The organism is Pseudomonas sp. efr-133-TYG-103a (assembly GCF_030209235.1).
Lineage (GTDB): Bacteria > Pseudomonadota > Gammaproteobacteria > Pseudomonadales > Pseudomonadaceae > Aquipseudomonas.
In genome coordinates this window covers 14,513-36,690 of sequence record NZ_JARVSK010000009.1, presented here as the reverse complement: position 1 = coordinate 36,690, position 22,178 = coordinate 14,513, and the positions used below count along the sequence as shown (strand labels likewise).

Here is a 22,178-nt window from a genome sequence, read left to right as displayed (position 1 = left end):
CAGGTGCTGTGGCCGTCAGCTCGCGGGGCGGATCGAACCATCGTCGATCAGCGGATACTGGTCCGCACCCGGCAGCTCGTAGTGCCACCATTCACTGTCGATGTAGGTGAAGCCGGCAGCCAGCATGATGCCCAGCAGCAGCAAGCGATTGCGTTGCACGTCGGCGGGCAGATCAGCGAAAAACTGATGTGAGTGGGCGCGCATGTCGTCAAACCCCGTGCCCATGTCCAGCGCCTTGCCGTGCGCATCGATCAGGGTCAGGTCCACCGCCACGCCACGGGTATGGTGCGAGCCCAGGCCCGGATCGCGCACGTATTCGGGGTTGGGCAGCGCCTCCCACAACAGCGCCTGGGCGTAGGGCGGGCGATAGGCATCGAAAATGCGCAGGCGCAGGCCTGCCTGCCGGGCCAGCACACTGGCCTGGCGCAGCCGTGCCTCCGCATCGCGGTGCAGCAGGCAGCGCGGGTCCTGATAAATCTGTTTGCCGGCCAGGTTGTCGACACCGGCATAGATCAGGTCGACCTCGACCTGCAGCGCGCGGGCATCGACTTCGACGAGGGGGCTATTCACGTAAACACACTCCAGATCAGGTAGCACACGTTCAGATTTCTGGCCGGCCGGATGCGCGATGCATCACTCGAACTGGCCGAACAATTGTTGCAATTCACGGTTCTTCGCCAGCCGCTCATCGAGGCGATCGCCGTATTTTTCCGCCACGGCCGAGACCATCAGGTTGAACAGACAGGTCAGCGGCGCCAGCGAATCCCAGAACTGGCCGACATCGGCGTTCAGCTGCAATAGGTCCATCGGATAGTCCCGCGCCCATGGACAGTGAAAATCAGTGATGAATGCCAGGGCCAGGCCCTGTTGATGAGCGACTTCGCAGAACGTGCGGGTCACCGACGAGTAGGTGCGAAAGTCCGCAATCACCGCGTAGGGGTTGTCGAACTGCGAGTTCAGCGATTCGGCGTAGGTGCCCGACAGTCCGTCGACGTAATAGACCTTGGGCCGAATGTATTCCAGGTGCGTAAAGAAGGCATTGAGGATCCCGCGCGTGGTCTGGATGCCGACGATGAACACCGCATCGGCGCTGAACAACCGCTCGACGATGCGCCCGAACGTCTCGCTGCGGGCCAGGGCGTACACCCGTTGAATGGCCTCGAGCTCGCGGTTCATCGAGCGCTCCAGCGCGTCGCCGTGGGTGCTCTCTTCACGGAACGCGCCGAGCCGGTCGGTGATGACCCAGGGACTTGCGCTGTCGCCACGAAGACTCTGTTTGACGTCGTCGATATTGCGGTAGCCCAACGAACGCAAGAAACGCCCTACCGAAATGCCGGTGGTGCCGGTCTGCTGAGCAATGCTGTCGGCCGTCTCGAAAGGCAGCTTTTGCGGATTGGCCAACAGGTACCCGGCAATCCGTTTGCCCGTCGGCGTCAGGTCGCTGAACCGTTGCTCCAAGGTGTCGAGAAAGGGACTGCTGGCCATGAGAATTCCGCTGGAAACACCCGCTGAAATCAATCGGGAAATGTTATTGAACAGTCATTTCTCGACAAGATGTTACCAACATAACATCGGTTTTCGAGGTGGCACAATGGTTTTTTTCAACAGATTTCAACAGTGGAAATTCGTGTTTCAGGGTGGTGCGGAAGGTGCGCGAAATGCGCTTTTCGGGGGCAAAAAATGGGCTGCCAGCGTCGCTTTGCAGGCGCATGGCCTGATCAGCAAACGGCGAAAACGGTGGTTGCGAATTCCAGGTCGCAACCGCGTCTGAACGACGCGGTCACCGAACGCTGACCCGTTTCCGGTTGATAGCGGGTAAGCCCCGCTATCACGTGCGAGCGGCAATCAACGCAAGTTGGTCTTCGCCAACTCAAGCACCTGATCGGCCTTGCCATTCATGACCGCTTTGAGCATGAACAGGCTGAAGCCCTTGGCCTGAGCCAGCTTGATTTTCGGCGGCAGGCCCAGCTCCTGCTTGGCAGTGACCACGTCCACCAGCACCGGCCCCGGATGCTCGAACGCTTTCTTAAGCGCGTTGGGCAGATCGGCGGAATCTTCCACCCTGATCCCCAGGATGCCCGCGCCAATGGCGATATTGGCGAAGCTGGTGCTGTGCAGATCGGTGTCATGGGGCACATAGCCGCTGGCCTGCATCTCCATCGCGACAAAGCCCAGCGAGCTGTTGTTGAACACCACCATCTTGATCGGCAGGTTGAGCTGGCGAATGGTCAGCAAATCCCCCATCAGCATCGAAAGGCCCCCGTCGCCGCACAACGCGACGACCTGTCGGTCGGGGAATGCTGCCTTGGCACCCAGCGCCTGGGGCATGGCGTTGGCCATCGAACCGTGGTTGAACGAGCCCAGCAGCGAGCGCTGGCCGTTCATGGTCAGATAGCGAGCGGCCCACAAGGTCGGTGTGCCGACATCGACCGTGAAGATTGCGTCGGGATCGGCATAGGCATCGACCATGCGCGTCAGGTATTGCGGGTGAATCGGCTCGCCATGGGGCGATGGGGTCGCCAGTTCATCCAGTTCCTCACGCGCCGTGGCGTAATGCGCCAGTGCCTTGTCGAGAAACTTGCGATCGGTGTGGACCTTGAGGCGCGGCAGCAAGGCGACGATGGTTTCTGCAATGCCGCCCTGAAGGCCCAGCGTCAGCGGCACTCGCCGCCCCAGCGCGGCAGGATCGATGTCGATCTGGATGATCCTGGCCTTGTCGGGGTAGAAGTTGCGGTAAGGAAAGCTGCTGCCGAGGATCACCAGCGTGTCGCATGACATCATCGCGTGGTAGCCGGAGCTGAAACCGATCAGCCCGGTCATGCCGACGTCGAAGGGGTTGGCGTATTCGATGTACTGCTTGCCGCGCAGGGCATGCACGACGGGCGCGCCCAGCTTCTCGGCCAGCGCCACGACCTGGTCGTGGGCGTCGGCGCAACCGGCACCGCAGAGCAAGGTCACCGCCTTGGATTTATCGAGAATGTCCACCAGCCGCTGCAGGTCGGTCTCGGTGGGAATCACGCGCGCAGGCGCATGGTCGACCCACTCGGCCTTGGCGTCGGGCGCCGGGCTCAACGCGACATCGCCCGGAATGACGATCACCGCCACGCCGCGCTGACTGATCGCAGCGCGCATCGCGCGTTCAAGCACACGAGGGAATTGCTCGGCGCTGTGCACCGCTTCCACGAAGTGACTGCATTCCTTGAAGAGATCGGTGGGATGGGTCTCCTGAAAGTAATTCAGGCCGATTTCCGAAGAAGGAATCTGCGCGGCGATCGCCAATACCGGTACGCGGCTGCGGTGGCAATCGTACAGGCCGTTGATCAAATGCAGGTTGCCCGGACCGCAACTGCCGGCACACACCGCCAGCTTGCCGGTGGACGCCGCCTCGGCACCGGCTGCGAAGGCCGCCACCTCTTCATGGCGGGTGTGCATCCACTTGATCTTGCCCAGGCGTTCGAGGCTGTCGGTCAGACCGTTCAGGCTGTCGCCACTGACGCCCCAGATTTTCGAGACGCCTGCTGCGGCGAGGGTTTGGGCGAGGTAGTCGGCGGTGGTTCTGCTGGACATGGGGCAGGTTTCCTTGTCGAGTCGAATTGAGCGGGCGATGCCGTTGCCAGCATCGCGCGTGCTTTCAAATCGACCTGCCCCGCTGTGCACAGTTCAGTGGGAACGGCTCAGTGCGATCGGCTCAGTGCGATCGGCTGCGCAGCAGTGGTAAAACCCGCCACCGCGTCATGCCTGTCACACCACGCTTTGCCCTTAGACCGGCGGCTGCACGACGGGTCTGCCGGGCGCCGCGATCTGCACTTTCGGATTGACCGGCGCAGCGGCGGGTGTCGCGTATTGCTGCTTGAGATGACCGTCCTGATCGAGCAGCCAGGCGTCGAGGATCTGGCGCACCACCGGACCTGCCACGCGACCGCCCGCTTCGCCGTTTTCGATCATCACCGACACCACGATTTTCGGGTTGGCAGCGGGCGCGAAGCCGACGAACAAGGCGTTGTCGCGGTGGCGTTCCAGGGTTTTGTCGCGGTTGTAGCGCTCGCCCTGCTTGATCGCCACCACTTGCGCCGTACCGCTCTTGCCGGCGATGCGGTACTGCGCGCCTTGCGCCGCGGCCCGCGCGATGCCACGCGGGTCGTGCATCACAGACTGCATGCCGTTGTTGACCTGATCCCACTCGCGCGAATCGCGCAGGACGATATTGGGCATCGGATGCTCATCGACTGGCGCCACGCCGCCGATTTCCTTGGCCAGGTGCGGCCGGTTCCACACGCCCTTGTTGGCGATCAGCGCCGTGGCCTGTGCCAACTGCAGCGGCGTCACCTGCATGTAGCCCTGACCGATGCCGAGAATCACCGTTTCGCCCGGGAACCAGGCTTGACGGCGGGTGATGCGCTTCCATTCCTTGGACGGCATCAGCCCGGCGGACTCTTCGAACATGTCCAGCGAAACCTTCTGACCAATGCCGAACATGGTCAGGTAATCGTGCAGTCGATCAATGCCCAGCTTGTGCGCCAGGTCATAGAAATACGTATCGTTGGACCGCATGATCGCGGCATTCAGATCCACCCAGCCATCGCCGGAGTGGTTCCAGTTACGATACTTGTGATCGAAATCGGGCAGCTGGAAATAACCCGGATCGAACACCCGGGTCGAGGGCGTGATGATGCCGCTGTCGAGCCCGGCGATGGCCACTTCCGGCTTGATCGTGGAACCCGGCGCATACAGGCCGCGCAGCACGCGGTTGAACAACGGTCGGTCGACCGAATCGCGCAACGCCGAATACTCCTTGAAGCTGATGCCGGTGACGAACAGATTGGGGTCGAAACTCGGCTTGCTGACCATCGCCAGCACCTCGCCTGTGGCAGGGTCGAGCGCCACCACCGACCCGCGTCGATCACCCAGCGCCTCCTCGGCGGCTTCCTGCAGCTTGATGTCCAGGCTCAGGGTGATGCTTTTGCCCGCGACCGGATCGTGGTGGTTGAGCACCCTCAGCACGCGCCCCTGGGCGTTGGTCTCGACCTCTTCGTAACCCACGTGGCCGTGCAGTTCGTTCTCGTAGAAGCGTTCGATGCCGGTCTTGCCGATCGACTGCGTGCCGCGATACTCGACCTGATCGAGTTGCGTGGCCTCCTTCTCGTTGATCCGCCCGACATAACCGATCGAGTGCGCAAAATGCGCGCCCAGCGGGTAATGGCGGACGAACTGCGCCTCGACGTCCAGCCCCGGCAGACGGAACTGGTTCACCGCCAGCAGCGCAATCTGCTCCTCGGTCAGCTCATAAAGCAGCGTCACCGGCACGAAGCGATGGGGCGAGTTCTTCATGGCCTTGTCGAAAATGATGCGGTCTTCGTCCGGGAGGTTGAGGATGTGCATCAGCTCCTCGATCACCGCATGCCAGTCGCCCGCGCGCTCGCGGGTCATGGTCAGGTTAAAGCTTGGGCGGTTATCGGCGAGGATCACTCCGTTGCGGTCGTAGATCAGCCCGCGCTCGGGCGGAATCGGCAGCACGTGCACACGGTTGTTTTCAGAGATGGTCGAGTGATAGGCGTATTGAGTGACCTGCAGGAAATACATCCGGCAGACCAGCGCAATACTGAGCAGGGTCACGAACAAGGCACAGGCGATCAACCGCTTGTTGACCAGCCTGGTTTCCTTTTCATGATCCTTGAGGGGTATCGGATCGGGCATTTCTACAGCTACTCGGTGAAGATGAAGACGACAGACACAGCGCCCGCGTGGGGATTATCAGGACGCAAATGGCGTGCACGATACCAAGAAGTGACCGGTTTCACGGCGCGATCTTCATGAAAATCCTGTCATGTTGAGCGAAGCTGGCAAACGTGGCGCGCGCATTCGGCGCATCAGCACCCATCGCCGTGATGCCTTGCTTTGTTGCGCAGAACGGCACAATGGACGCGTCGATTGCATGACAGATGACATCAGAAGAAACGGATCAGATCGAACGTGGATAAATCTCGGTATCACACGAACGTTCAGGACCCTCTAAAGCAAGGGTCCCAGCGCGACCGGCGGAACGCCGAACGCACGCAGGGACTTAAGGCGAACCCGGCACTGTTGCGAAATCGGTAACTGTCATTTACGAAATGAGGACGATGCAACGTCTGGTAACACATCTATGATTGCCGCCAGCGTGGAAAAGATGACAGCGGCAAGGGCAATGCCCCGCTCAGTGTGCGCCTCTCGCTCACCGGCAGACCAGAGACCCAATGTCACACCCCCGCTTAAGCAAGACGCCGGGCACATCGTATGCCCGTCCAACCGTGAATAAAGAACGCTGAACGCCACTTCGACACGGACCATTCCTGCAATGGCCCGTGAAGTCGCGTTCGCAGGAGCCCTGAATGACAGAAAAATCCAAAGGCTTCACCCGCCGCCAGTTGCTCAAGACCTCCGCTGCCTCGCTTGCAGTCGGTGCCGCCGCAACCGCCAAGGCTGCCACCGTCGTCGGTGTTCCCCAGTGGGTGCCGTTCGATCACAATGGCCCGATGCACTACGACACCCCCGGCTGGCAGTTCTTCACTGACGCCGAAGCCGCCGCGGTCGAGGCGATCGTGGCCCGGCTGATTCCCGCCGACGACCTGAGTGTCAGTGGCAAGGACGCAGGCTGCGCCGTGTTCATCGATCGCCAGCTGGCCGGCGAGTACGGCACGTTCAGCCGCCTGTACATGCAGGGCCCGTTCGAAAAGGGCACGCCCATGCAGGGCGACCAATCCGAACTGGTGCCGCGTCAGCGCTACCGGCTGGGCCTGGCCGGACTCGACGCTTACTGCCAGAAACAATTTCAGAAAGGCTTTACCGCCCTCGCCGCGCCCGATCAGGACAAGGTGCTGACCGGTCTGGAAAAAGGCGACATCGCGCTGGACGGCATCGACGCAAAACTGTTCTTTCAGCAAGTGCTCGGCAACACCATGGAAGGTTTCTTCGCCGACCCGGTCTATGGCGGCAACCGCGACATGGTGTCATGGAAAATGATCGGCTTCCCCGGTGCCCGCTATGACTATCGCGAGTACATCGGTCTGCATAACCAGAAGCTGAATCTGGTGCCGCTCTCCATCATCGGCAGCTCCGCCTGGACCAAGAAGGGTTAATTCGACATGGCCAAAAAACTACCTTCCACGGATGTCGTGGTTGTCGGGCTCGGCTGGGCCGGATCCATCATTGCCAACGAACTGGCGGACGAGAATCTCAAGATCATCGGTTTCGAGCGGGGCCCGTGGCGCGACACCGCAGCCGACTTCAACGTCGCCTCGGCGGCCGACGAACTGCGCTACAACCGCCGTCAGGACCTGATGCTGCGGACCCGGCAAAACACCACGACGATTCGCAACAGCGTCAACGAAACCGCGCTGCCGATGCGGTCGTGGGGTTCGTTTCACCCCGGCAACGGCACAGGCGGCGCGGGCAACCACTGGGCGGGAATCACCTTCCGCTTTCAGCCCCATGAATTTCGCCTCGCCAGCCACCTCAAAGAGCGCTACGGCAAAGAGCTGTCCCCTGAACTGACCCTGCAGGACTGGGGCACCGACTGGGAAGAGATGGAGCCGTTCTACACCAAATTCGACCGCCTGGCGGGCGTTTCGGGCAAGGCCGGCAACATCAAGGGCGTGATTCAGGAAGGCGGTAACACCTTCGAGGGCGCCCGTTCCGAGGAATATCCCAACCCGCCGACGCAGCAGACTTACGCACCGACGCTGTTTGCCGAAGCGGCGAAGAACCTGGGCTACAAGCCCTTCCCGGTGCCCTCGGCCCTGGTGTCGCAGCCGTATGTGAACTCGCTAGGCGTGGCAATGGGGCCGTGCACCTACTGCGGTTTCTGCACCAACTACGGTTGCGCGAACTACTCCAAGGCCAGTGCCATCACCACGGTGCTGCCGGTCCTGATCCGCAAGCCGAACTTCACCGCCATGACCAACTGCGAAGTCCTGCGCGTGACCATGGACAGCAGCGGCAAGCGCGCCACCGGCATCGTCTACATGGATGCCAACGGCGAAGAATGGGAACAGCCGGCCGAGCTGGTCGTCATCAGTGCCTTCATCTTTGAAAACGTGCGCCTGATGCTGCTGTCCGGCATCGGCCAGCCCTATGACCCGGTCACCAACACCGGCACCACCGGCCGCAATTACGCCTACCAGACCGCCAACAGCGTGCGCATGTTCTTCGATGACAAGAACTTCAACCCCTTCATCGGCGGCGGCGCCATCGGCATGGGCATCGACGAGTTCAACAACGATAACTTCGACCACTCGGGGCTGGGCTTCGTCGGCGGCGGCAGTACGCGCGTCACGCCGATCGGTGCAGCGCCTATCGACTCTCGCCCGCTGCCGCCCGGCACCCCGGCGTGGGGCTCGGAATGGAAAAAGGCCACGGTCAAGAACTACGCCAGCACCATGTCCATCGGCTGCGAAGCGAGCAGTTACGCGACCCGCACCAATTACCTGTCGCTTGACCCGACTTACAAGGACCCGCTGGGACGCCCATTGCTGCGGATCACCTTCGACTTCCCGGAGAACGACCGCAAGATGGCGGCCTATGTCACCGGCAAGGTCGGCGAGATCGCCAAGAGCATGAATCCACGGCAGATGGTCCCCAGCGCCCAGACCGGCCACTGGAACAGCTCGCCGTATCAGTCGTCGCACATCGTCGGCGGCTTCATCATGGGCGCTGACCCGAAGAACAGCTCGGTGAACAAATACCTGCAAGTGTGGGGCGTGCCCAACCTGTTCGTGGTCGGCTCCTCGGCATTTCCGCAGAACCCCGGTTACAACCCGACCGGCACCGTGGCGGCACTGGCTTTCAAAGCGGCGGACGCCATTCGCACCCGCTACCTCAAGCGTCCAGGGGAGATGATCAGCGTATGAAGACGCTTCTGACTGTATGTGCGGGCGTCATCGGACTGTCCGTTGGCATGGTTCACGCCGCCACTGGCGCTGATTCCTATAACCTGGTGGAAAAAGGCCGCTACCTGACCACATTGGGCGACTGCACGGCGTGCCATACCTTGCCTGGCAAGCCGTTGTTTTCCGGTGGCGTCATCCTCGATACGCCTTTCGGCAAACTGGCGGGCGCCAACATCACACCGGACCCGGTCAACGGCATTGGCCGCTGGACCTTCGAAGACTTCCAGAACGCCATGTCCAAGGGGCACGGCCTGGACGGCAAGCGTCTGTACGGCGCCATGCCCTTCACGGCGTACACCAAGGTGCGCCGCGAAGACAACCTGGCAATCTGGGCTTACCTGAGAACCGTCGACGCGTCGGACAATAAGGTGGAAACCAACCAGCTGCCCTTCCCGTTCAACGTGCGCACCAGCCTGATCGGCTGGAACCTGCTCAATTTCAAGGAAAGCGAATTCAAGGCCGACCCACAGAAGTCCGAGCAATGGAACCGCGGCGCTTATCTGGTTGAAGGGCTCGGGCACTGCGGCACCTGCCACACGCCGAAGAACCTGATCGGCGGCGACAAGAACGACCAGTTCCTGACCGGCGCCAACTTGCAGAACTGGGTGGCGCCGAACATCACCTCCACCGGCCAAGACGGTCTGGGCGCGTGGAACGAAGCGGACATCGTCCAGTACCTGAAGACCGGCGCGAACCGCTTCGACATCGCCTCCGGCCCCATGGCCGAGGAAGTCGAGCACTCGTCGCAGCACTGGAACGATGAAGACCTGATGGCCGTCGCGGTCTACCTGAAGGACGGCGCCAGGCCGGTCGAGCCGGCGACAGCGGTTGCGGCCAGTGATGCGGCGATGGTGGCGGGCAAGGCGATCTACGCTGACCGCTGTTCGGCGTGCCACACGCCGACCGGTGAAGGCGCCGCCCACCTGTTCCCGAAACTGGCCAAGGCGCCGCTGATCAACAGCAACGATCCGTCGTCGCTGATTCGTGTGGTGCTGGCGGGCAGCCGTGCGGGCGCCACCGATGCAGCGCCGACCGCGCCAGCCATGCCGGCATTCGGCTGGAACCTGTCGGACGACAACGTCGCGGATGTGCTGACCTACGTGCGCAACACCTGGGGCAACGCGGCGCCTGCGGTGTCCGCTGCGCAGGTGAAAGATGTGCGAGAGGCGTTGACGCCGAAGTAACCGGTGCGAAGTTACCGTTCGAAGCCACCGCCGCCGCAGCGCTCCACGCGCTGTTGGCGCATTGAAAATGCCCGGCCTCAGAGATGAGGTCGGGTTTTTTTCATGACTTGGCAGGCGATGCGAGTGTCGCGCTCCTGCCCTCGGCGGCAGTCATCCGGCGGAATGCTGCGCCTGCAACCTGGTCTTCGCTGACCGATTCGCACTTGTACGATGTCTTATCACAATGTATTACTAGCGGCCCGTAAAAAAATAATTCAACGGAGACCGCTACATGGAATCGACCCATTCCGATGAGCCTCAAGGCAACAGTCGCAGAACCTTTCTGAAACATTCACTGGCCGTATCGGCCACGCTCGCCACCCTCGGCAGCGCCGCCCTTCCTCGTCTGGCCAGCGCCGCCGAGCCGCTCAGCCAACGCTATCCCGATCCGCTGATCCACATTCTCGACGACAGCTTCCTCGACCTGCGCATCTTCAACGCCAGCGTGGAGAAGCTCGCCACGGGCATGCGCTGGGCCGAAGGCCCGGTCTGGGTGGGCGACGGGCGCTATCTGCTGGTCAGCGACATTCCCAACAACCGGATCATGCGCTGGGACGAAATCACCGACACCTTCTCGGTCTACCGCGAGAACTCGAATTTCTCCAACGGCCTGTGTCGCGACCGCCAGGGCCGGCTCCTCGTCTGCGAAGGCTCGACCACCAGTACCGAAGGCCGCCGCATCACCCGCATCGAACACAACGGCAGCGTGACCGTGCTGGCGGACAGCTTCGAAGGCAAGCCTTTCAATTCGCCCAACGACATCGTCTGCAAGCGCGATGGCTCGATCTGGTTCAGCGACCCGCCCTTCCAGACCGGCAACGACTACGAAGGTCACAAGATCACTCCCGCGCAGCCCCATGCGGTTTACCGGATTGACGGCCAGAGCGCAAAGGTCACGCGAGTGATCGACGACCTCAACGGCCCTAACGGCCTGTGTTTCTCGCCGGACGAAAAAACCCTTTACGTGGTCGAAGGCCGGGCCAAGCCCAACCGGCTGATCTGGGCCATCGCGGTCAACGAGGATGGCAGCCTCGGCGCCCGGCGCAAACATGTCGAAGGGCTCGATTACGCCGCCATCGACGGCATGAAGTGCGACGAAGCGGGCAACCTGTGGTGCGGCTGGGGTGGCAACGGCGATCCCAAGGCCGACCTGGAAAAGCTCGACGGCGTGCGCGTCTTCAATCCGCAGGGCAAGGCAATCGGTCATATTTCGCTGCCCGAACGCTGCCCGAACCTGTGCTTCGGCGGCCGCGAGGGCAACCGTTTGTTCATGGCGAGCAGTCATTCCATCTATTCGCTGTTCGTGAACACACGCGGCGCCACGTTCGGCTGACGCGAGCATGCTGCGTCGGGTCGGCCAGGATGGTCACGGCCGGCCCGGCGCAAGGCCGTCAGGCAGGAGGTGGGCAAGCGACGCTGCAACTCTTGAACCGGCGGCGCAGTCTTCTGCTATCAATGAAGCACCGCTTTCTTCCAGCAGAGGACACCGTCATGCCGCACCTGCTTTACATCGAAAGCTCCCCCCGCAAGCAACGGTCCGCCTCGATCGAGGTGGCCAGGACGTTCATCGATGCCTGGCAGGCCCAGCACGCGATTGCCACGGTCGACACCCTGGACGTCTGGAACACGCCCCTGCCCGAGTTCGACGGCGCGGCGCTGGACGCCAAGTACGCCGGCATTCAGGGCATCGAGCGCACGCCGGAGCAAGCGCAGGCCTGGGCGCAGATCACGGAACTGGCCCAGCGCTTCGTCAGCGCCGACATCATCCTGTTTGCCGTGCCCATGTGGAATTTCGGCATTCCCTACAAGCTCAAGCACCTGATCGACGTTGTCAGTCAGAAAGACCTGCTGTTCACTTTTGATGAGCGCGGCCTGAACGGCTTGCTCGACGGGCGCAAAGTGGTCGTCATCGCGGCCCGGGGCGCGCCTTTGGATCGTGCCGAGCATCAGATCGCCTACCTCACGACGTGGGCGGAAATGGTCGGCATCGACGAGCAATACAACATCGTCATCGAGAAAACCCTGCTGGGGCCGGAGGTTGACGCCGAATCTCACAGCGCCGCCAGCAAGGCAGCCGTGGAACTCGCCGCGAGCTTATGACCCGTCGCTCGCGCTGACAGAGCGGGCCTGCCGCGCCTGCAGGATGCGCGGCAGATTGCGCTCGATCCACGTCGTCAGGCTGTCCATCTGCAACGCGACCTCCTCGCCCAGCGGGGTCAGGCTGTATTCCACATGTGGCGGCACCACCGGCAGCGCCTTGCGATCGATGAACCCGTCCTGCTCGAGACTCTGCAAGGTCTGGGAGAGCATCTTCTCGCTGACACCGCCGATCTTGCGCCGCAGTTCACTGAACCGGTGCATGCCGTCCAGCAGCACCACCAGCACCAGCACACCCCAGCGACTGCACACGTGATTGAGAATTTCCCGCGACGGGCAGTCTCGTGCCAGCACCTCACCGGTACGGATACGCTCCAGCAGCGAGGCGCTTTCTGTCGACGGGCTTGAAATGTCGTTCATTGCACTTACCTTTTTGTACGTACTTACTAAAGGTTAGCATGATGACTATGCTGAGCGCACATTCACTGCTGCTCAGGTACATCATCATGATCGTCATCACCGGTGCTTCCGGCCAATTGGGTCGTCTGGTCATTGCTCAACTGCTGCAAACCGTGCCCGCCAGTCAGATCGTTGCGGCTGTGCGCAGCCCGGAAAAAGTCGCGGATCTGGCGGCCAAGGGCGTACAGGTTCGTCATGCCGACTATTCGCAGCCTGCCACGCTGGACAGCGCGTTTGCCGGCGCGGAAAAGATCCTGCTGATCTCGTCCAGCGAAGTCGGTCAGCGGGTGGCTCAACACCAGGCCGTGATCGACGCGGCCAGACGTGCCGCCGTCAAGCTGCTGGCGTATACCAGCGTTCTGCACGCGCCGACCTCGGCGCTCGGGCTGGCCGAAGAGCATCGCCAGACCGAAGCCGCGCTGGCACAGTCGGGGGTTCCGGCAGTGCTGTTGCGTAATGGCTGGTATCACGAAAACTACACGGCGGGCATCGCGGGTGATCTGGCCCATGGCGCGCATTTCGGCAGCGCGGGCGAAGGCCGCATCAGTTCGGCAGCCCGCGCCGATTACGCAGCGGCAGCCGTTGCCGTGCTGACCGCGCAGGATGATCAGGCCGGCAGTGTCTACGAACTGGCGGGAGACAGCGCCTACACACTCAGCGAGTTCGCCGACCAGGTGTCGCGTCAGGCCGGCAAGCCCGTGGTTTATACCGACCTGTCACAGCCCGACTACCGCGCTGCGCTGCTGCAGGCCGGACTGCCTGAGTTTGTCGCCGAGTTGCTGTCCGACTCCGATGCCGCGGCGGCCAAGGGCGCCCTGTTCGACGACGCCCGCCAATTGAGCCGTCTGATCGGTCGGCCGACAACGCCGCTGAGCGCAAGCATCGAGCAGGCACTGGCTGGCTGATCCGACGTCTGCCACGCCCGCAGGCCGTTTTCATGGTCTGCGGCGTGCGCCGACGCACTGACCTTAGCGCAGGTCCGCACATCCACCCTCTCCCACTGAATGATTTGCAGCCACCACGGTCGGAACTAGTGACAGCGCATTACGCACTGGAAAGGAGTTTCGAATGAACAGCAAATCGCTCATCGCCGGTTTGACGATTCTGGGATGTGTCTCTGTCGCCAGCTTCGCCGTGCAAGCCGAAGACGCACCAGCGCAGACCGTTCAACCCTCCAAAGACAACATGCGGGACCTGGAAAAAGGTGATCGCGCGCCGGAAAAATTCCAGCGCCCAGGCGAGGCCATCAAAGACTGGAAGCAGAAAGGCCTCAAGGCACCCGCCGAGCAGAGCCAGTGGGTGCGCATCAACGACAAGTACGTTCAGGTGCAGACCACCAACGGCCAGATCACCGACATTGTTCCTGTCAAAAAATAACACGACGCTGAAAACCACAGCGCAGCGGCCCGATTTTCGGGTTGACCAGAGGAATAACAGAAGGAATTGCCCATGAATCTGAAAACCCTGATGGCCTGCGCGGCCATCGCGACCTGTTTGAGCGGCACCAGCCTCATGGCTCAGGCGCAGACAGCCTCGAACGCCAGCGTGCAGGCTGAACACACCAACCAGCGTTACAAAGTCGGCGACACCGCGCCCGACCTCTATAAAGAAGAACGCGTCGGCATCAAGGACTGGCAGGACAAACACCTCACGGCACCGGCTGAAGACAGCCAGTGGGTGATGATCAACGACAAATATGTGCTGGTAAACGTCAGCGACGGCAAGATTCTCGACATCGCACCGGTCAAGACCAAACCGCTGAAAAAATGAATCTCCTCGCGGTGCCCGAATCCTCTCGGGCACCCGGCTTCCCTCTTGCGCCCGCTCTGCAACGGGCATCCGGCCAGATGAAATCCCGGCGTCAATGGCGAGAAAGGTTGGACGCTAACGATTTCCGACTTTAATCTTTGCCGTTTGTTTCGCTGCGTCTCTTCGAATAGCCAAGGCCGGGTCTGATGTCTTCTGTTTTGAATGTGCTGTTGCCGATTTTTGCCCTGATCCTGGTGGGTTACCTGTGCCGACGGACCAACCGCCTCGGCCCCGGCGCGGCTTCCGAAATCAATCGCATGGTGGTCTGGTTGTGCCTGCCGGCATTGCTGTTTACCGCCACCGCCAATGCCACCTGGGAGCAGATCTGGCATCCCGGTTTCGTGCTGGCGTTCACCCTGTCTACGATGGCGATGTTCGTCGTCACCTTGTTGCTGCGGCGCAGAAAGGCCGGGCATTTGGCCGACGCCAGCATCGATGCGCTGAGTGCGTCTTACGCCAACACCGGCTACATCGGCATTCCGCTGTGCGTCATGGTGTTGGGACAGAACGGTCTGGAACCTGCGCTCATCGCGTCGCTGATCGTGGTCTGCGTGCTGTTTGGCATCGCGCTGGTGTGCATCGAAGTCGGCCTGCAAGGCGAAGCGAAAGTGCACCGGATCGTGTTGAAGGTGCTGCTCGCGCTGGCGAAGAACCCGCTGGTGGTGTCGCCGATTCTGGGTGCCTGCTGGGCCGCCACGGGCGTACCGCTGCCGGGCGCGCTGGACAAATTTCTCAGCTTGCTGGGCGCGGCGACCACGCCCTGCGCGTTGATTTCCCTGGGACTGTTTCTCGCCCAGAAACAACAAGGCCCGCGCCATGGCACGAGCCTTCTGGTGTTGATCAAGCTGATCGCTCACCCGCTGTTGACCTGGTTCCTGGCGTTCAAGGTGTTCCATCTGCCGCCGCTGTGGGCCAACTCCGCCCTGTTGCTCAGCGCGCTGCCCACCGGCACCGGGCCGTTCATGCTGGCCGAGTACTACAAGCGAGAGGCGTCGGTGGTCTCCAGCACCATCCTGATTTCGACGCTGGGGTCACTGCTGACCCTCTCGCTGTGCATCTATTACATCAACGGTTAGCGACGAGCCCGGACCTTCGTCAACGCCCGACGTCGTTCAGACGAACATGCCGCCGGACACTTCGATGCGTTGAGCCGTGATCCAGCGTCCGCCGTCGCCCAGCAGCATCGCGATGGCAGCGCCGATGTCGTCCGGCAGGCCGGCGCGGCCCATGGCGGTATTCGCCGATACCCAGGCATTCACATCGGCGTTGTCACGCACCGTGCCGCCGCCGAAATCGGTCTCGATGGCGCCAGGTGCGATGGCGTTCACGGTAATGCCGCGCGGCCCGAGTTCTTTCGCCAGATAACGCGTCCACACTTCGATTGCGCCCTTCATCGACGCATACGCGGCATAGCCGACCGGCGAGAAACGCGCGAGTCCCGACGACAAGTTGACGATACGCCCGCCGTCGGCCAGCAGCGGCAGCAGTTTTTGGGTCAGGAAAAATGGCCCTTTGAAATGCACGTTCACCAACTGATCGAATTGCGCCTCGGTGGTTTCTGCACAGGAGGCGTAAAGGCCGATGCCGGCGTTGTTCACCAGAAAGTCGATGCGCTCAGCATGAAAGTAAGCCTTGAGCAGCGCGGCGATCTGCGTGACGAACACGTCGAACTGACCGCTGTTGCCAACATCCAGCCTGAGCATTTTCGCTTTGCCGCCCAAGGCTTCGATTTCGGCGATGACGCTTTGCGCTTCGTCTTCGCGGCTGTGATAGGTGCCGATGATGTCAACGCCCTGCCGGGCCAGATGCAGCGCAGTGTTCTTACCCAGGCCACGGCTTGCGCCGGTGATGATCGCGATCTTGTTGCTCATGAATGCTTCCTCATGGAGTGATGGTCAGTCGTTGAGGACCAGCGTATTGTTCGGCAGTCATTTGATAAACAGCCCTTCTCCGACATGAATAGTCGAACAGACCGAACAATAGGCAGGAATTCATGAACAAGCTGGAGCTGCTGAAAACCTTTATCAGGGTCGCCGAGATGTCGAGCTTCACGCAGGCCAGCGACGCCCTGAATCTGCCGCGCTCGACGGTTTCCGAACACATCCGCGGGCTGGAGGAGCTGCTCGACACGCGCCTGCTGCTGCGCACCACGCGCAAAGTGCAGACCACCCCGGACGGCCAGGTGTTGTATGAGCGCAGCAAAGACCTGTTGGCGCAGATGGACGAGCTGGAGAACCTGTTTCGCCAGGACAACGCGGTGCTCAGCGGTCGCTTGCGGGTCGACATGCCGACTGCCGTCGCACGCAGGCTGGTGATGCCCCGACTGGGTGAGTTCATTGCCCGACACCCCTTGATCGAGCTGGAAATCAGCAGCACGGACCGCCGCGTCGACCTGGTCCGCGAGGGGTTCGATTGCATCATGCGGGTCGGTGAACTGCCCGATACGTCACTGGTGGCGCGCTCGGTCGGCCACCTGCAGATGGTCAATTGCGTCAGCAGAAGCTACGCCGAACGCTTTGGCGTTCCCCACACGCTGGAGGATCTGCAGCAGCATCGGCTGGTCAATTACGTGTCGGCGTTCGGCGGCAGCGATTCGATGTTCGAGTACCACCGCGACGGCAAAGACTGCCACGTCGCCATGCCGTGCAGCGTCACCGTCAACTACATCGAAGCCTACGAGGCGGCGTGCCTGGGCGGTCTGGGCATTGTGCAGATCCCCCGCCTGGCCGAGCGCTACCAGCTGGCGCGCGGCGACCTGGTCGAGGTACTGCCCGATTACCTGCCCGCGCCGATGCCGGTGTCACTGCTGTACGCCCATCGCCGTCACCTGCCGCAACGCTGCCGGGTGTTCATGGACTGGATGGCGCAGTTGCTTGGCGAGTACGGCGTACAGCGTTGACCTGACAGCCCGTCGCCGTCACGGCGCGGTTGAGCCGCTATTTCAGGGCGGCGACCACGGCGTCGAAGAAAGTCATGGGATCGACAGGCTCTTTGTCCACCGGTTTGGGCTGCGCGCCGAACGTGACGATGACCACGTTATTGGCTGGATTGACGTAAATGTTCTGTCCCTGGATGCCAACGGCGGCGTAGGCGCCATCTTTAACCGAGGCTTCGGTCCAGGCGGTCCACCACATGTAGCCGTAATCGAGCTTCTTGCCGCCCTTGAGGGTGGTCGGCAAGGTGGCTTCGCTGACCCAGCCGTCGGGCAGAATGGATTTGCCGTCGATCTTCCCGCCGTTCATGAAGAACAGCCCGAAGCGCCCGTAATCGCGCAAGGTAGCGCTGATGCCGCTGCCGCCAATCTCCACGCCATCGGGCGAATCGAGCCACCATCGGGCATCGCTTTCCATGCCGAACGGCTGCCAGATCTTCTTCGACAGGTAGTCGGCCAGCGGCATTTTCACCGCGCCGCGCACGATTTCCCCCAGAATCTGCGTCTCGCCGGTGCTGTAGTTGTTCACAGTGCCAGGTTCGGCGGCGCGTGGCAGCCCGGCCATGAGCGTCACCGCCGAACGCGGTTTCTGCGAAATCTGCGCCCTGAGCAAAGCCCGACGATCCGATGCAGGGTCGGTGTACGTCTCGTTCCACTTCACGCCCGAGGACATCATCAGCACATCGCGCACCGTCACGCCGTCGTAGGCGCTGCCTTTGAGCTCAGGCACGTAATCGACGACCTGCGAATCGAGGCCTTTGATCAGCCCGTCCTTGATCGCGGCAGCGGCCAGCGTCGAGGTGATGGACTTGGCCATCGACATCGACATCCAGCGGGTTTTCTCGCTGTTGCCGCGCTGGTAGGTCTCGAAGACGATCTTGCCATCCTTGATCACCAGCATCGCCGTGACGCTGTCCAGTGCCACGTAGTCGTACAGGTCGTACTTTTTGCCCTCGTAGGTGAAGCGCACATTGGCCAGTTGCTTGTCCGACCTGGGCAACGCGTAAGGGTGGCCGCCGGCCTTGATCGTATGGGTGGGAAACAGCCGGTCGATGTTGCGGTACGTGCTGACGGCAAGGTCCGGCAACATTGCGCCGTCGTAAATCTGTTCGACCGTGCCGATGGTCTCGTGGGCGTGAGGGTAATCCTCGGCCCCGGCGTTCAGTGTCAGCCCAAGGGCCAGCAGCCCCATGGAAAATGCCAGCGGCCGAGCGCGCTGAACGGAACGTGAAACAGCTCGTGGGTACATAACGCTTCCTTATTCTTTATCGCCGTTATCAGACGTCGGGACATGGCCCGCATGAACCATAGTTCACCCGCGGACGCCGCACTGCGCATTCAGTCAAGGGATTGCCAAACCTGAGGTCGGAAATTTCGTACGTAAACGCCGGGCGAAAAAAAACACCGCCGTGAAGGCGGTGTTTTTTGTGGCGAAAGCGTCGGGATCAGACCTTGACGATCCAGCCTGCCGGGCCTTCGATCTCGCCGAACTGGATGCCGGTCAGCTCTTTGTACAGACGCTGGGTCACCGGGCCGACTTCGGTTTCGCTGTGAAAGACGTGCAGCTTGTCTTTGTAGCTGATGCCGCCGATGGGCGTGATCACGGCAGCAGTACCGCAGGCACCGGCTTCCTTGAACTGATCGAGCTTGTCGATGAACACTTCACCCTCGGTGACCTTCAGACCCAGCCGGCTCGACGCCAGCTCGATCAGCGACAGACGGGTGATGCCCGGCAGGACCGATGGCGATTTCGGCGTGATGAACTGATCGTCGTGGGTGATACCGAAGAAGTTGGCCGAGCCCACTTCCTCGATCTTCGAGTGGGTCAGCGGGTCCAGGTAGATGGCGTCGGCGAAACCATGCTTCTTCGCTTCGCTGCCCGGCATCATGCTGGCCGCGTAGTTGCCACCGACCTTGGCGGCACCGGTGCCTTGTGGCGCGGCGCGGTCATAGCTGGAGATCACGAAGTTATGCGGTTTCATGCCGCCTTTGAAGTAGGGGCCGACCGGGATGCAGAACACCGAGAAAATGAACTCGGGCGCGGCGCGCACGCCGATGTTGTCGCCCACGCCGATCACGAACGGACGCAGGTACAGCGCACCGCCTGTGCCGTAAGGCGGGATGAAGCGTTCGTTGGCGCGAACCACTTCCTTGCACGCCTCGATGAACACATCAGTCGGCACATGGGGCATCAGCAGGCGGCTGCAGCTGCGCTGCATGCGAGCAGCGTTCTGGTCCGGACGGAACAGGTTGATCGAGCCGTCTTTGGCGCGATAAGCCTTCAGGCCTTCAAAGCACTGCTGACCATAATGCAGCGCGGTGGAGCCTTCGCTGATATGCAGCACGTTGTCTTCGGTCAGGGTGCCCTTTTCCCACTCGCCGTCACGCCAGTGAGCCAGATAGCGCTTGTCGGTCTTGATGTAGTCGAAACCCAGCTTGTCCCAATTAATGCTTTCGTTACCCATGACACCCTCTATTTCCTGGCCAGCGCGGCCGGCATTCCCGGCGTCTGGCGTTTCTTCAATATGGTCGTGAAGGCCCGGTACAGGACACGGCCCGTTCCGATGTTGCGCCATATTACTGATTTTTTGCCCGACAAACCGCCTCCGCTGCTCGGGAGCTGAAAAAGATCGTGCAAGGGCATGCAGGTCGGTTCAAAAAACACCGACAACTGCCCGTTCTGGCACCCCGGGCTGACGTCATTTTCCTTTCATTTCAGGTAGAGCTCCCATTGCCTCCCAGAGTGTGCCGCCTGTACCAAAAGCTGAACACCGGGCGTGCAGAACCGTGAATGTTGCCTATCGTTGCTAATTCACATGAGACAGGAGCAGTGCCATGGGTATCGAGCAACTCTTCGCGGATCTGGGCAGTCTTCCGAGCATTCCCAAAGTGGCTCAAGACCTGATTCTGCAGTTCGACAATCCTTCATCGAACCTTGAAAGCATCGCCCGCAACATTCAGAAGGACCCGGTCATTTCCGCCAAAATCCTGCGCCTGGCGAACTCCGCCCGGTTTCGGGGCGCACGTGAATCCTCCAGCATCGAGGACGCGGCGATGCGACTGGGCTTCAACACCTTACGCACGCTGGTGCTGGCCTCGGCGGTCACCGGCGCGTTCAAGGCCGGACCGAGCTTCGACCTCAAAGGGTTCTGGCTGAAGAGTTTTCAGGTGGCCGGAATCTGTCGGTTGCTGGCCAAGCAGTCCGGTGCCGATGCGGAAATTGCCTTCACCTGCGGGGTGATGCACGACATCGGGGAGTTGCTGATTCAGACCGGCGCGCCTCAGGTGGCGGAACGCATCAACAGCGTGACGAAAACCGGCACGACCGGTCGCGCAGCCATTGAAACGCTGCAACTGGGTTTCGGTTATCCGGAAGTCGGTGCGGAACTGGCACGTCGCTGGCAGTTGCCGACTGTCATTCAGCACGCCATTGCCTATCAGGCAAGGCCCATGCAGGCGCCGGGCGATGCAACCCAGCCGCGGATCGTCGCCCAGGCGCTGACCATTTCCGACGCGCTGGAAAACCATGGCGGTGCTACGCCAGAAGCACGACAAGCGGTCGACGGCCCGCTGTTCGAGGGGATTGATCTGGACGCGCTGTTCGCAGCACTGCCCGCCGTGCTGGAAGCAGACAAGGCGTTTGCAGAGCTGCTGAGCTAAGGCCAGGTTTGCCTGCACAACCTTTGGGCGTAAGCGTGCTGGCGATTGCAGTGCAGCCACTGAATCATTGGCTGAACCGCTGCAGACGCCAGCACGTTTTCTGCCTACGTATCCCGATATCAACCGCCACACCGATCGATCGGCCGAAGCATAAATCACCCGCCTCGTTTAGTATCGGCCCACCGCTGCGCTCACGAGGAACTCTGCATGTTCGACACGTCTGCCGAATCCGGGACTGAAACGCTCCTGCACTGGATGGGTGAACGCTCGTTCGTGGTCCTGACCGGGGCCGGCATCAGTACATCCTCCGGGATACCCGACTACCGCGACAGCGACGGCGTGCGGCGGGGCCGGCAACCGATGATGTTTCAGGAATTTCTCAACGCGCCCGAGGCCCGCCGACGCTATTGGGCGCGCGCCATGCTGGGCTGGCCACGGGTGCGCGCCGCCAGTCCCAACGCAGCCCACTACGCCCTCGCAACCCTGCAGCAATATGACCTGATCAGCGGCGTGATCACTCAGAACGTCGACACGCTGCACGATCAGGCCGGCAGTCAGGATGTCGTGGAACTGCATGGCAGCCTGCACTGGGTGCTGTGCCTGGATTGCCGGAAACGCACCGAGCGAGACGTGATTCAGCAGCGCCTGCTCGATCAGAATCCGTATCTGGCCGGGGTCGATGCCGTGCAGGCACCCGATGGTGACACGTTGCTCGATGAGGCGTTCGAGGCGCGTTTCCAGGTGCCACACTGCCCGCACTGCGGCGGCGAGCGCATGAAGCCGGATGTGGTGTTTTTTGGCGAAAACGTTGCTGCGCCCACCGCCGCAAGGGCGATGGAAAAGGTTGAACAGGCGGATGGGTTACTGGTGGTGGGATCGTCATTGATGGCGTTCTCAGCGTTCCGGCTGTGCCGGGCGATGGCTGATCAGGGCAAGCCACTGGTGGCGATCAACCTGGGCAAAACCCGCGCCGATGACCTGCTGGACCTCAAAATCGGTGCGTCCTGCGAAGTCTTGCTGCCACAGCTCACACAGCGACTGATAACGCCCTGAGCGGATATCAGCCGCCGTGTC

21 protein-coding genes are annotated in these 22,178 nt (G+C 61.6%); 13 read left to right on the top strand and 8 right to left on the bottom strand.

Features of this window, described 5'->3' with window-relative positions; genetic code table 11:
* Positions 1 to 15 precede the first annotated feature (15 nt).
* Both ddpX and QRN36_RS07535 read right to left on the bottom strand, forming a co-directional pair.
* Positions 16 to 570 (bottom strand): D-alanyl-D-alanine dipeptidase, encoded by a 555-nt coding sequence (ddpX, locus tag QRN36_RS07540; protein ID WP_285423485.1) that lies wholly within the window; start codon positions 568 to 570, stop codon positions 16 to 18.
* A 63-nt stretch (positions 571 to 633) separates the two neighbouring features.
* Positions 634 to 1,485 carry a MurR/RpiR family transcriptional regulator gene (locus tag QRN36_RS07535; RefSeq protein ID WP_285423484.1) on the bottom strand — a complete coding sequence of 284 codons (852 nt, stop codon included), beginning with the start codon at positions 1,483 to 1,485 and terminating at the stop codon, positions 634 to 636.
* On the opposite strand from QRN36_RS07535, the gene QRN36_RS07530 reads away from it, so the two are divergent.
* Positions 1,484 to 1,771, top strand: coding sequence for a hypothetical protein (locus QRN36_RS07530; protein ID WP_285423483.1), 288 nt, complete (start codon positions 1,484 to 1,486; stop codon positions 1,769 to 1,771). The genes QRN36_RS07535 and QRN36_RS07530 overlap by 2 nt on opposite strands.
* 74 nt (positions 1,772 to 1,845) lie before the next feature.
* Here the strand turns inward: QRN36_RS07530 and poxB are convergent, their stop codons facing one another.
* Complete coding sequence (gene poxB, locus QRN36_RS07525) at positions 1,846 to 3,567, bottom strand: ubiquinone-dependent pyruvate dehydrogenase (protein ID WP_285423482.1); 1,722 nt, start codon at positions 3,565 to 3,567, stop codon at positions 1,846 to 1,848.
* Between the two features lie 192 nt (positions 3,568 to 3,759).
* Positions 3,760 to 5,694, bottom strand: a complete 1,935-nt coding sequence (gene mrdA / locus QRN36_RS07520) for a penicillin-binding protein 2 (RefSeq protein ID WP_285423481.1) — start codon at positions 5,692 to 5,694, stop codon at positions 3,760 to 3,762.
* A 674-nt stretch (positions 5,695 to 6,368) separates the two neighbouring features.
* Between mrdA and QRN36_RS07515 the strand changes: the two genes are divergently transcribed.
* The 5 genes from QRN36_RS07515 (at position 6,369) to QRN36_RS07495 (ending at position 12,247) form a co-directional block, all read left to right on the top strand.
* A complete protein-coding gene (locus tag QRN36_RS07515) occupies positions 6,369 to 7,115 on the top strand; it encodes a gluconate 2-dehydrogenase subunit 3 family protein (protein WP_285423480.1) in 747 nt (248 codons plus the stop codon).
* A 6-nt stretch (positions 7,116 to 7,121) separates the two neighbouring features.
* Positions 7,122 to 8,885: a GMC family oxidoreductase gene (locus QRN36_RS07510; RefSeq protein WP_285423479.1), complete on the top strand. Its 1,764-nt coding sequence runs from the start codon at positions 7,122 to 7,124 to the stop codon at positions 8,883 to 8,885.
* Positions 8,882 to 10,108 carry a cytochrome c gene (locus tag QRN36_RS07505; protein ID WP_285423478.1) on the top strand — a complete coding sequence of 409 codons (1,227 nt, stop codon included), beginning with the start codon at positions 8,882 to 8,884 and terminating at the stop codon, positions 10,106 to 10,108. Before QRN36_RS07510 ends, QRN36_RS07505 begins: the two co-directional genes overlap by 4 nt.
* A gap of 271 nt (positions 10,109 to 10,379) precedes the next feature.
* Positions 10,380 to 11,480: an SMP-30/gluconolactonase/LRE family protein gene (locus QRN36_RS07500; RefSeq protein ID WP_285423477.1), complete on the top strand. Its 1,101-nt coding sequence runs from the start codon at positions 10,380 to 10,382 to the stop codon at positions 11,478 to 11,480.
* A gap of 158 nt (positions 11,481 to 11,638) precedes the next feature.
* Positions 11,639 to 12,247: an FMN-dependent NADH-azoreductase gene (locus tag QRN36_RS07495; protein ID WP_285423476.1), complete on the top strand. Its 609-nt coding sequence runs from the start codon at positions 11,639 to 11,641 to the stop codon at positions 12,245 to 12,247.
* Here QRN36_RS07495 and QRN36_RS07490 read toward each other — a convergent pair.
* Complete coding sequence (locus QRN36_RS07490) at positions 12,242 to 12,664, bottom strand: helix-turn-helix domain-containing protein (RefSeq protein ID WP_285423475.1); 423 nt, start codon at positions 12,662 to 12,664, stop codon at positions 12,242 to 12,244. The two genes, QRN36_RS07495 and QRN36_RS07490, sit on opposite strands and share 6 nt — an antisense overlap.
* 86 nt (positions 12,665 to 12,750) lie before the next feature.
* Between QRN36_RS07490 and QRN36_RS07485 the strand changes: the two genes are divergently transcribed.
* The 4 genes from QRN36_RS07485 to QRN36_RS07470 all read left to right on the top strand — a co-directional run bounded on the left by QRN36_RS07485 (position 12,751) and on the right by QRN36_RS07470 (position 15,588).
* Complete coding sequence (locus QRN36_RS07485) at positions 12,751 to 13,608, top strand: SDR family oxidoreductase (RefSeq protein WP_285423528.1); 858 nt, start codon at positions 12,751 to 12,753, stop codon at positions 13,606 to 13,608.
* Between the two features lie 163 nt (positions 13,609 to 13,771).
* Positions 13,772 to 14,080 carry an RcnB family protein gene (locus tag QRN36_RS07480; RefSeq protein ID WP_285423474.1) on the top strand — a complete coding sequence of 103 codons (309 nt, stop codon included), beginning with the start codon at positions 13,772 to 13,774 and terminating at the stop codon, positions 14,078 to 14,080.
* Between the two features lie 72 nt (positions 14,081 to 14,152).
* On the top strand, positions 14,153 to 14,473 hold the full coding sequence (locus tag QRN36_RS07475) for an RcnB family protein (RefSeq protein WP_285423473.1): 321 nt from the start codon (positions 14,153 to 14,155) through the stop codon (positions 14,471 to 14,473).
* Positions 14,474 to 14,658: 185 nt separating this feature from the next.
* Positions 14,659 to 15,588 carry an AEC family transporter gene (locus QRN36_RS07470; RefSeq protein ID WP_285423472.1) on the top strand — a complete coding sequence of 310 codons (930 nt, stop codon included), beginning with the start codon at positions 14,659 to 14,661 and terminating at the stop codon, positions 15,586 to 15,588.
* Between the two features lie 36 nt (positions 15,589 to 15,624).
* Here the strand turns inward: QRN36_RS07470 and QRN36_RS07465 are convergent, their stop codons facing one another.
* Positions 15,625 to 16,383: an SDR family NAD(P)-dependent oxidoreductase gene (locus QRN36_RS07465; protein WP_285423471.1), complete on the bottom strand. Its 759-nt coding sequence runs from the start codon at positions 16,381 to 16,383 to the stop codon at positions 15,625 to 15,627.
* Between the two features lie 122 nt (positions 16,384 to 16,505).
* Between QRN36_RS07465 and QRN36_RS07460 the strand changes: the two genes are divergently transcribed.
* Positions 16,506 to 17,411 (top strand): LysR substrate-binding domain-containing protein, encoded by a 906-nt coding sequence (locus QRN36_RS07460; protein ID WP_285423470.1) that lies wholly within the window; start codon positions 16,506 to 16,508, stop codon positions 17,409 to 17,411.
* A 37-nt stretch (positions 17,412 to 17,448) separates the two neighbouring features.
* On the opposite strand, the gene QRN36_RS07455 is transcribed toward QRN36_RS07460, so the two are convergent.
* Together QRN36_RS07455 and QRN36_RS07450 are read right to left on the bottom strand one after the other, a co-directional pair.
* Complete coding sequence (locus QRN36_RS07455) at positions 17,449 to 18,693, bottom strand: serine hydrolase (protein WP_285423469.1); 1,245 nt, start codon at positions 18,691 to 18,693, stop codon at positions 17,449 to 17,451.
* Positions 18,694 to 18,889: 196 nt separating this feature from the next.
* Positions 18,890 to 19,909: a branched-chain amino acid aminotransferase gene (locus tag QRN36_RS07450; protein WP_285423468.1), complete on the bottom strand. Its 1,020-nt coding sequence runs from the start codon at positions 19,907 to 19,909 to the stop codon at positions 18,890 to 18,892.
* A gap of 370 nt (positions 19,910 to 20,279) precedes the next feature.
* Here QRN36_RS07450 and QRN36_RS07445 point away from each other — a divergent pair, with 370 nt between their 5' ends.
* Positions 20,280 to 21,104, top strand: a complete 825-nt coding sequence (locus tag QRN36_RS07445; protein WP_285423467.1) for an HDOD domain-containing protein — start codon at positions 20,280 to 20,282, stop codon at positions 21,102 to 21,104.
* 255 nt (positions 21,105 to 21,359) lie between these two features.
* Positions 21,360 to 22,157: an NAD-dependent protein deacetylase gene (locus tag QRN36_RS07440; RefSeq protein WP_285423527.1), complete on the top strand. Its 798-nt coding sequence runs from the start codon at positions 21,360 to 21,362 to the stop codon at positions 22,155 to 22,157.
* The last annotated feature ends 21 nt before the right edge of the window (positions 22,158 to 22,178 follow it).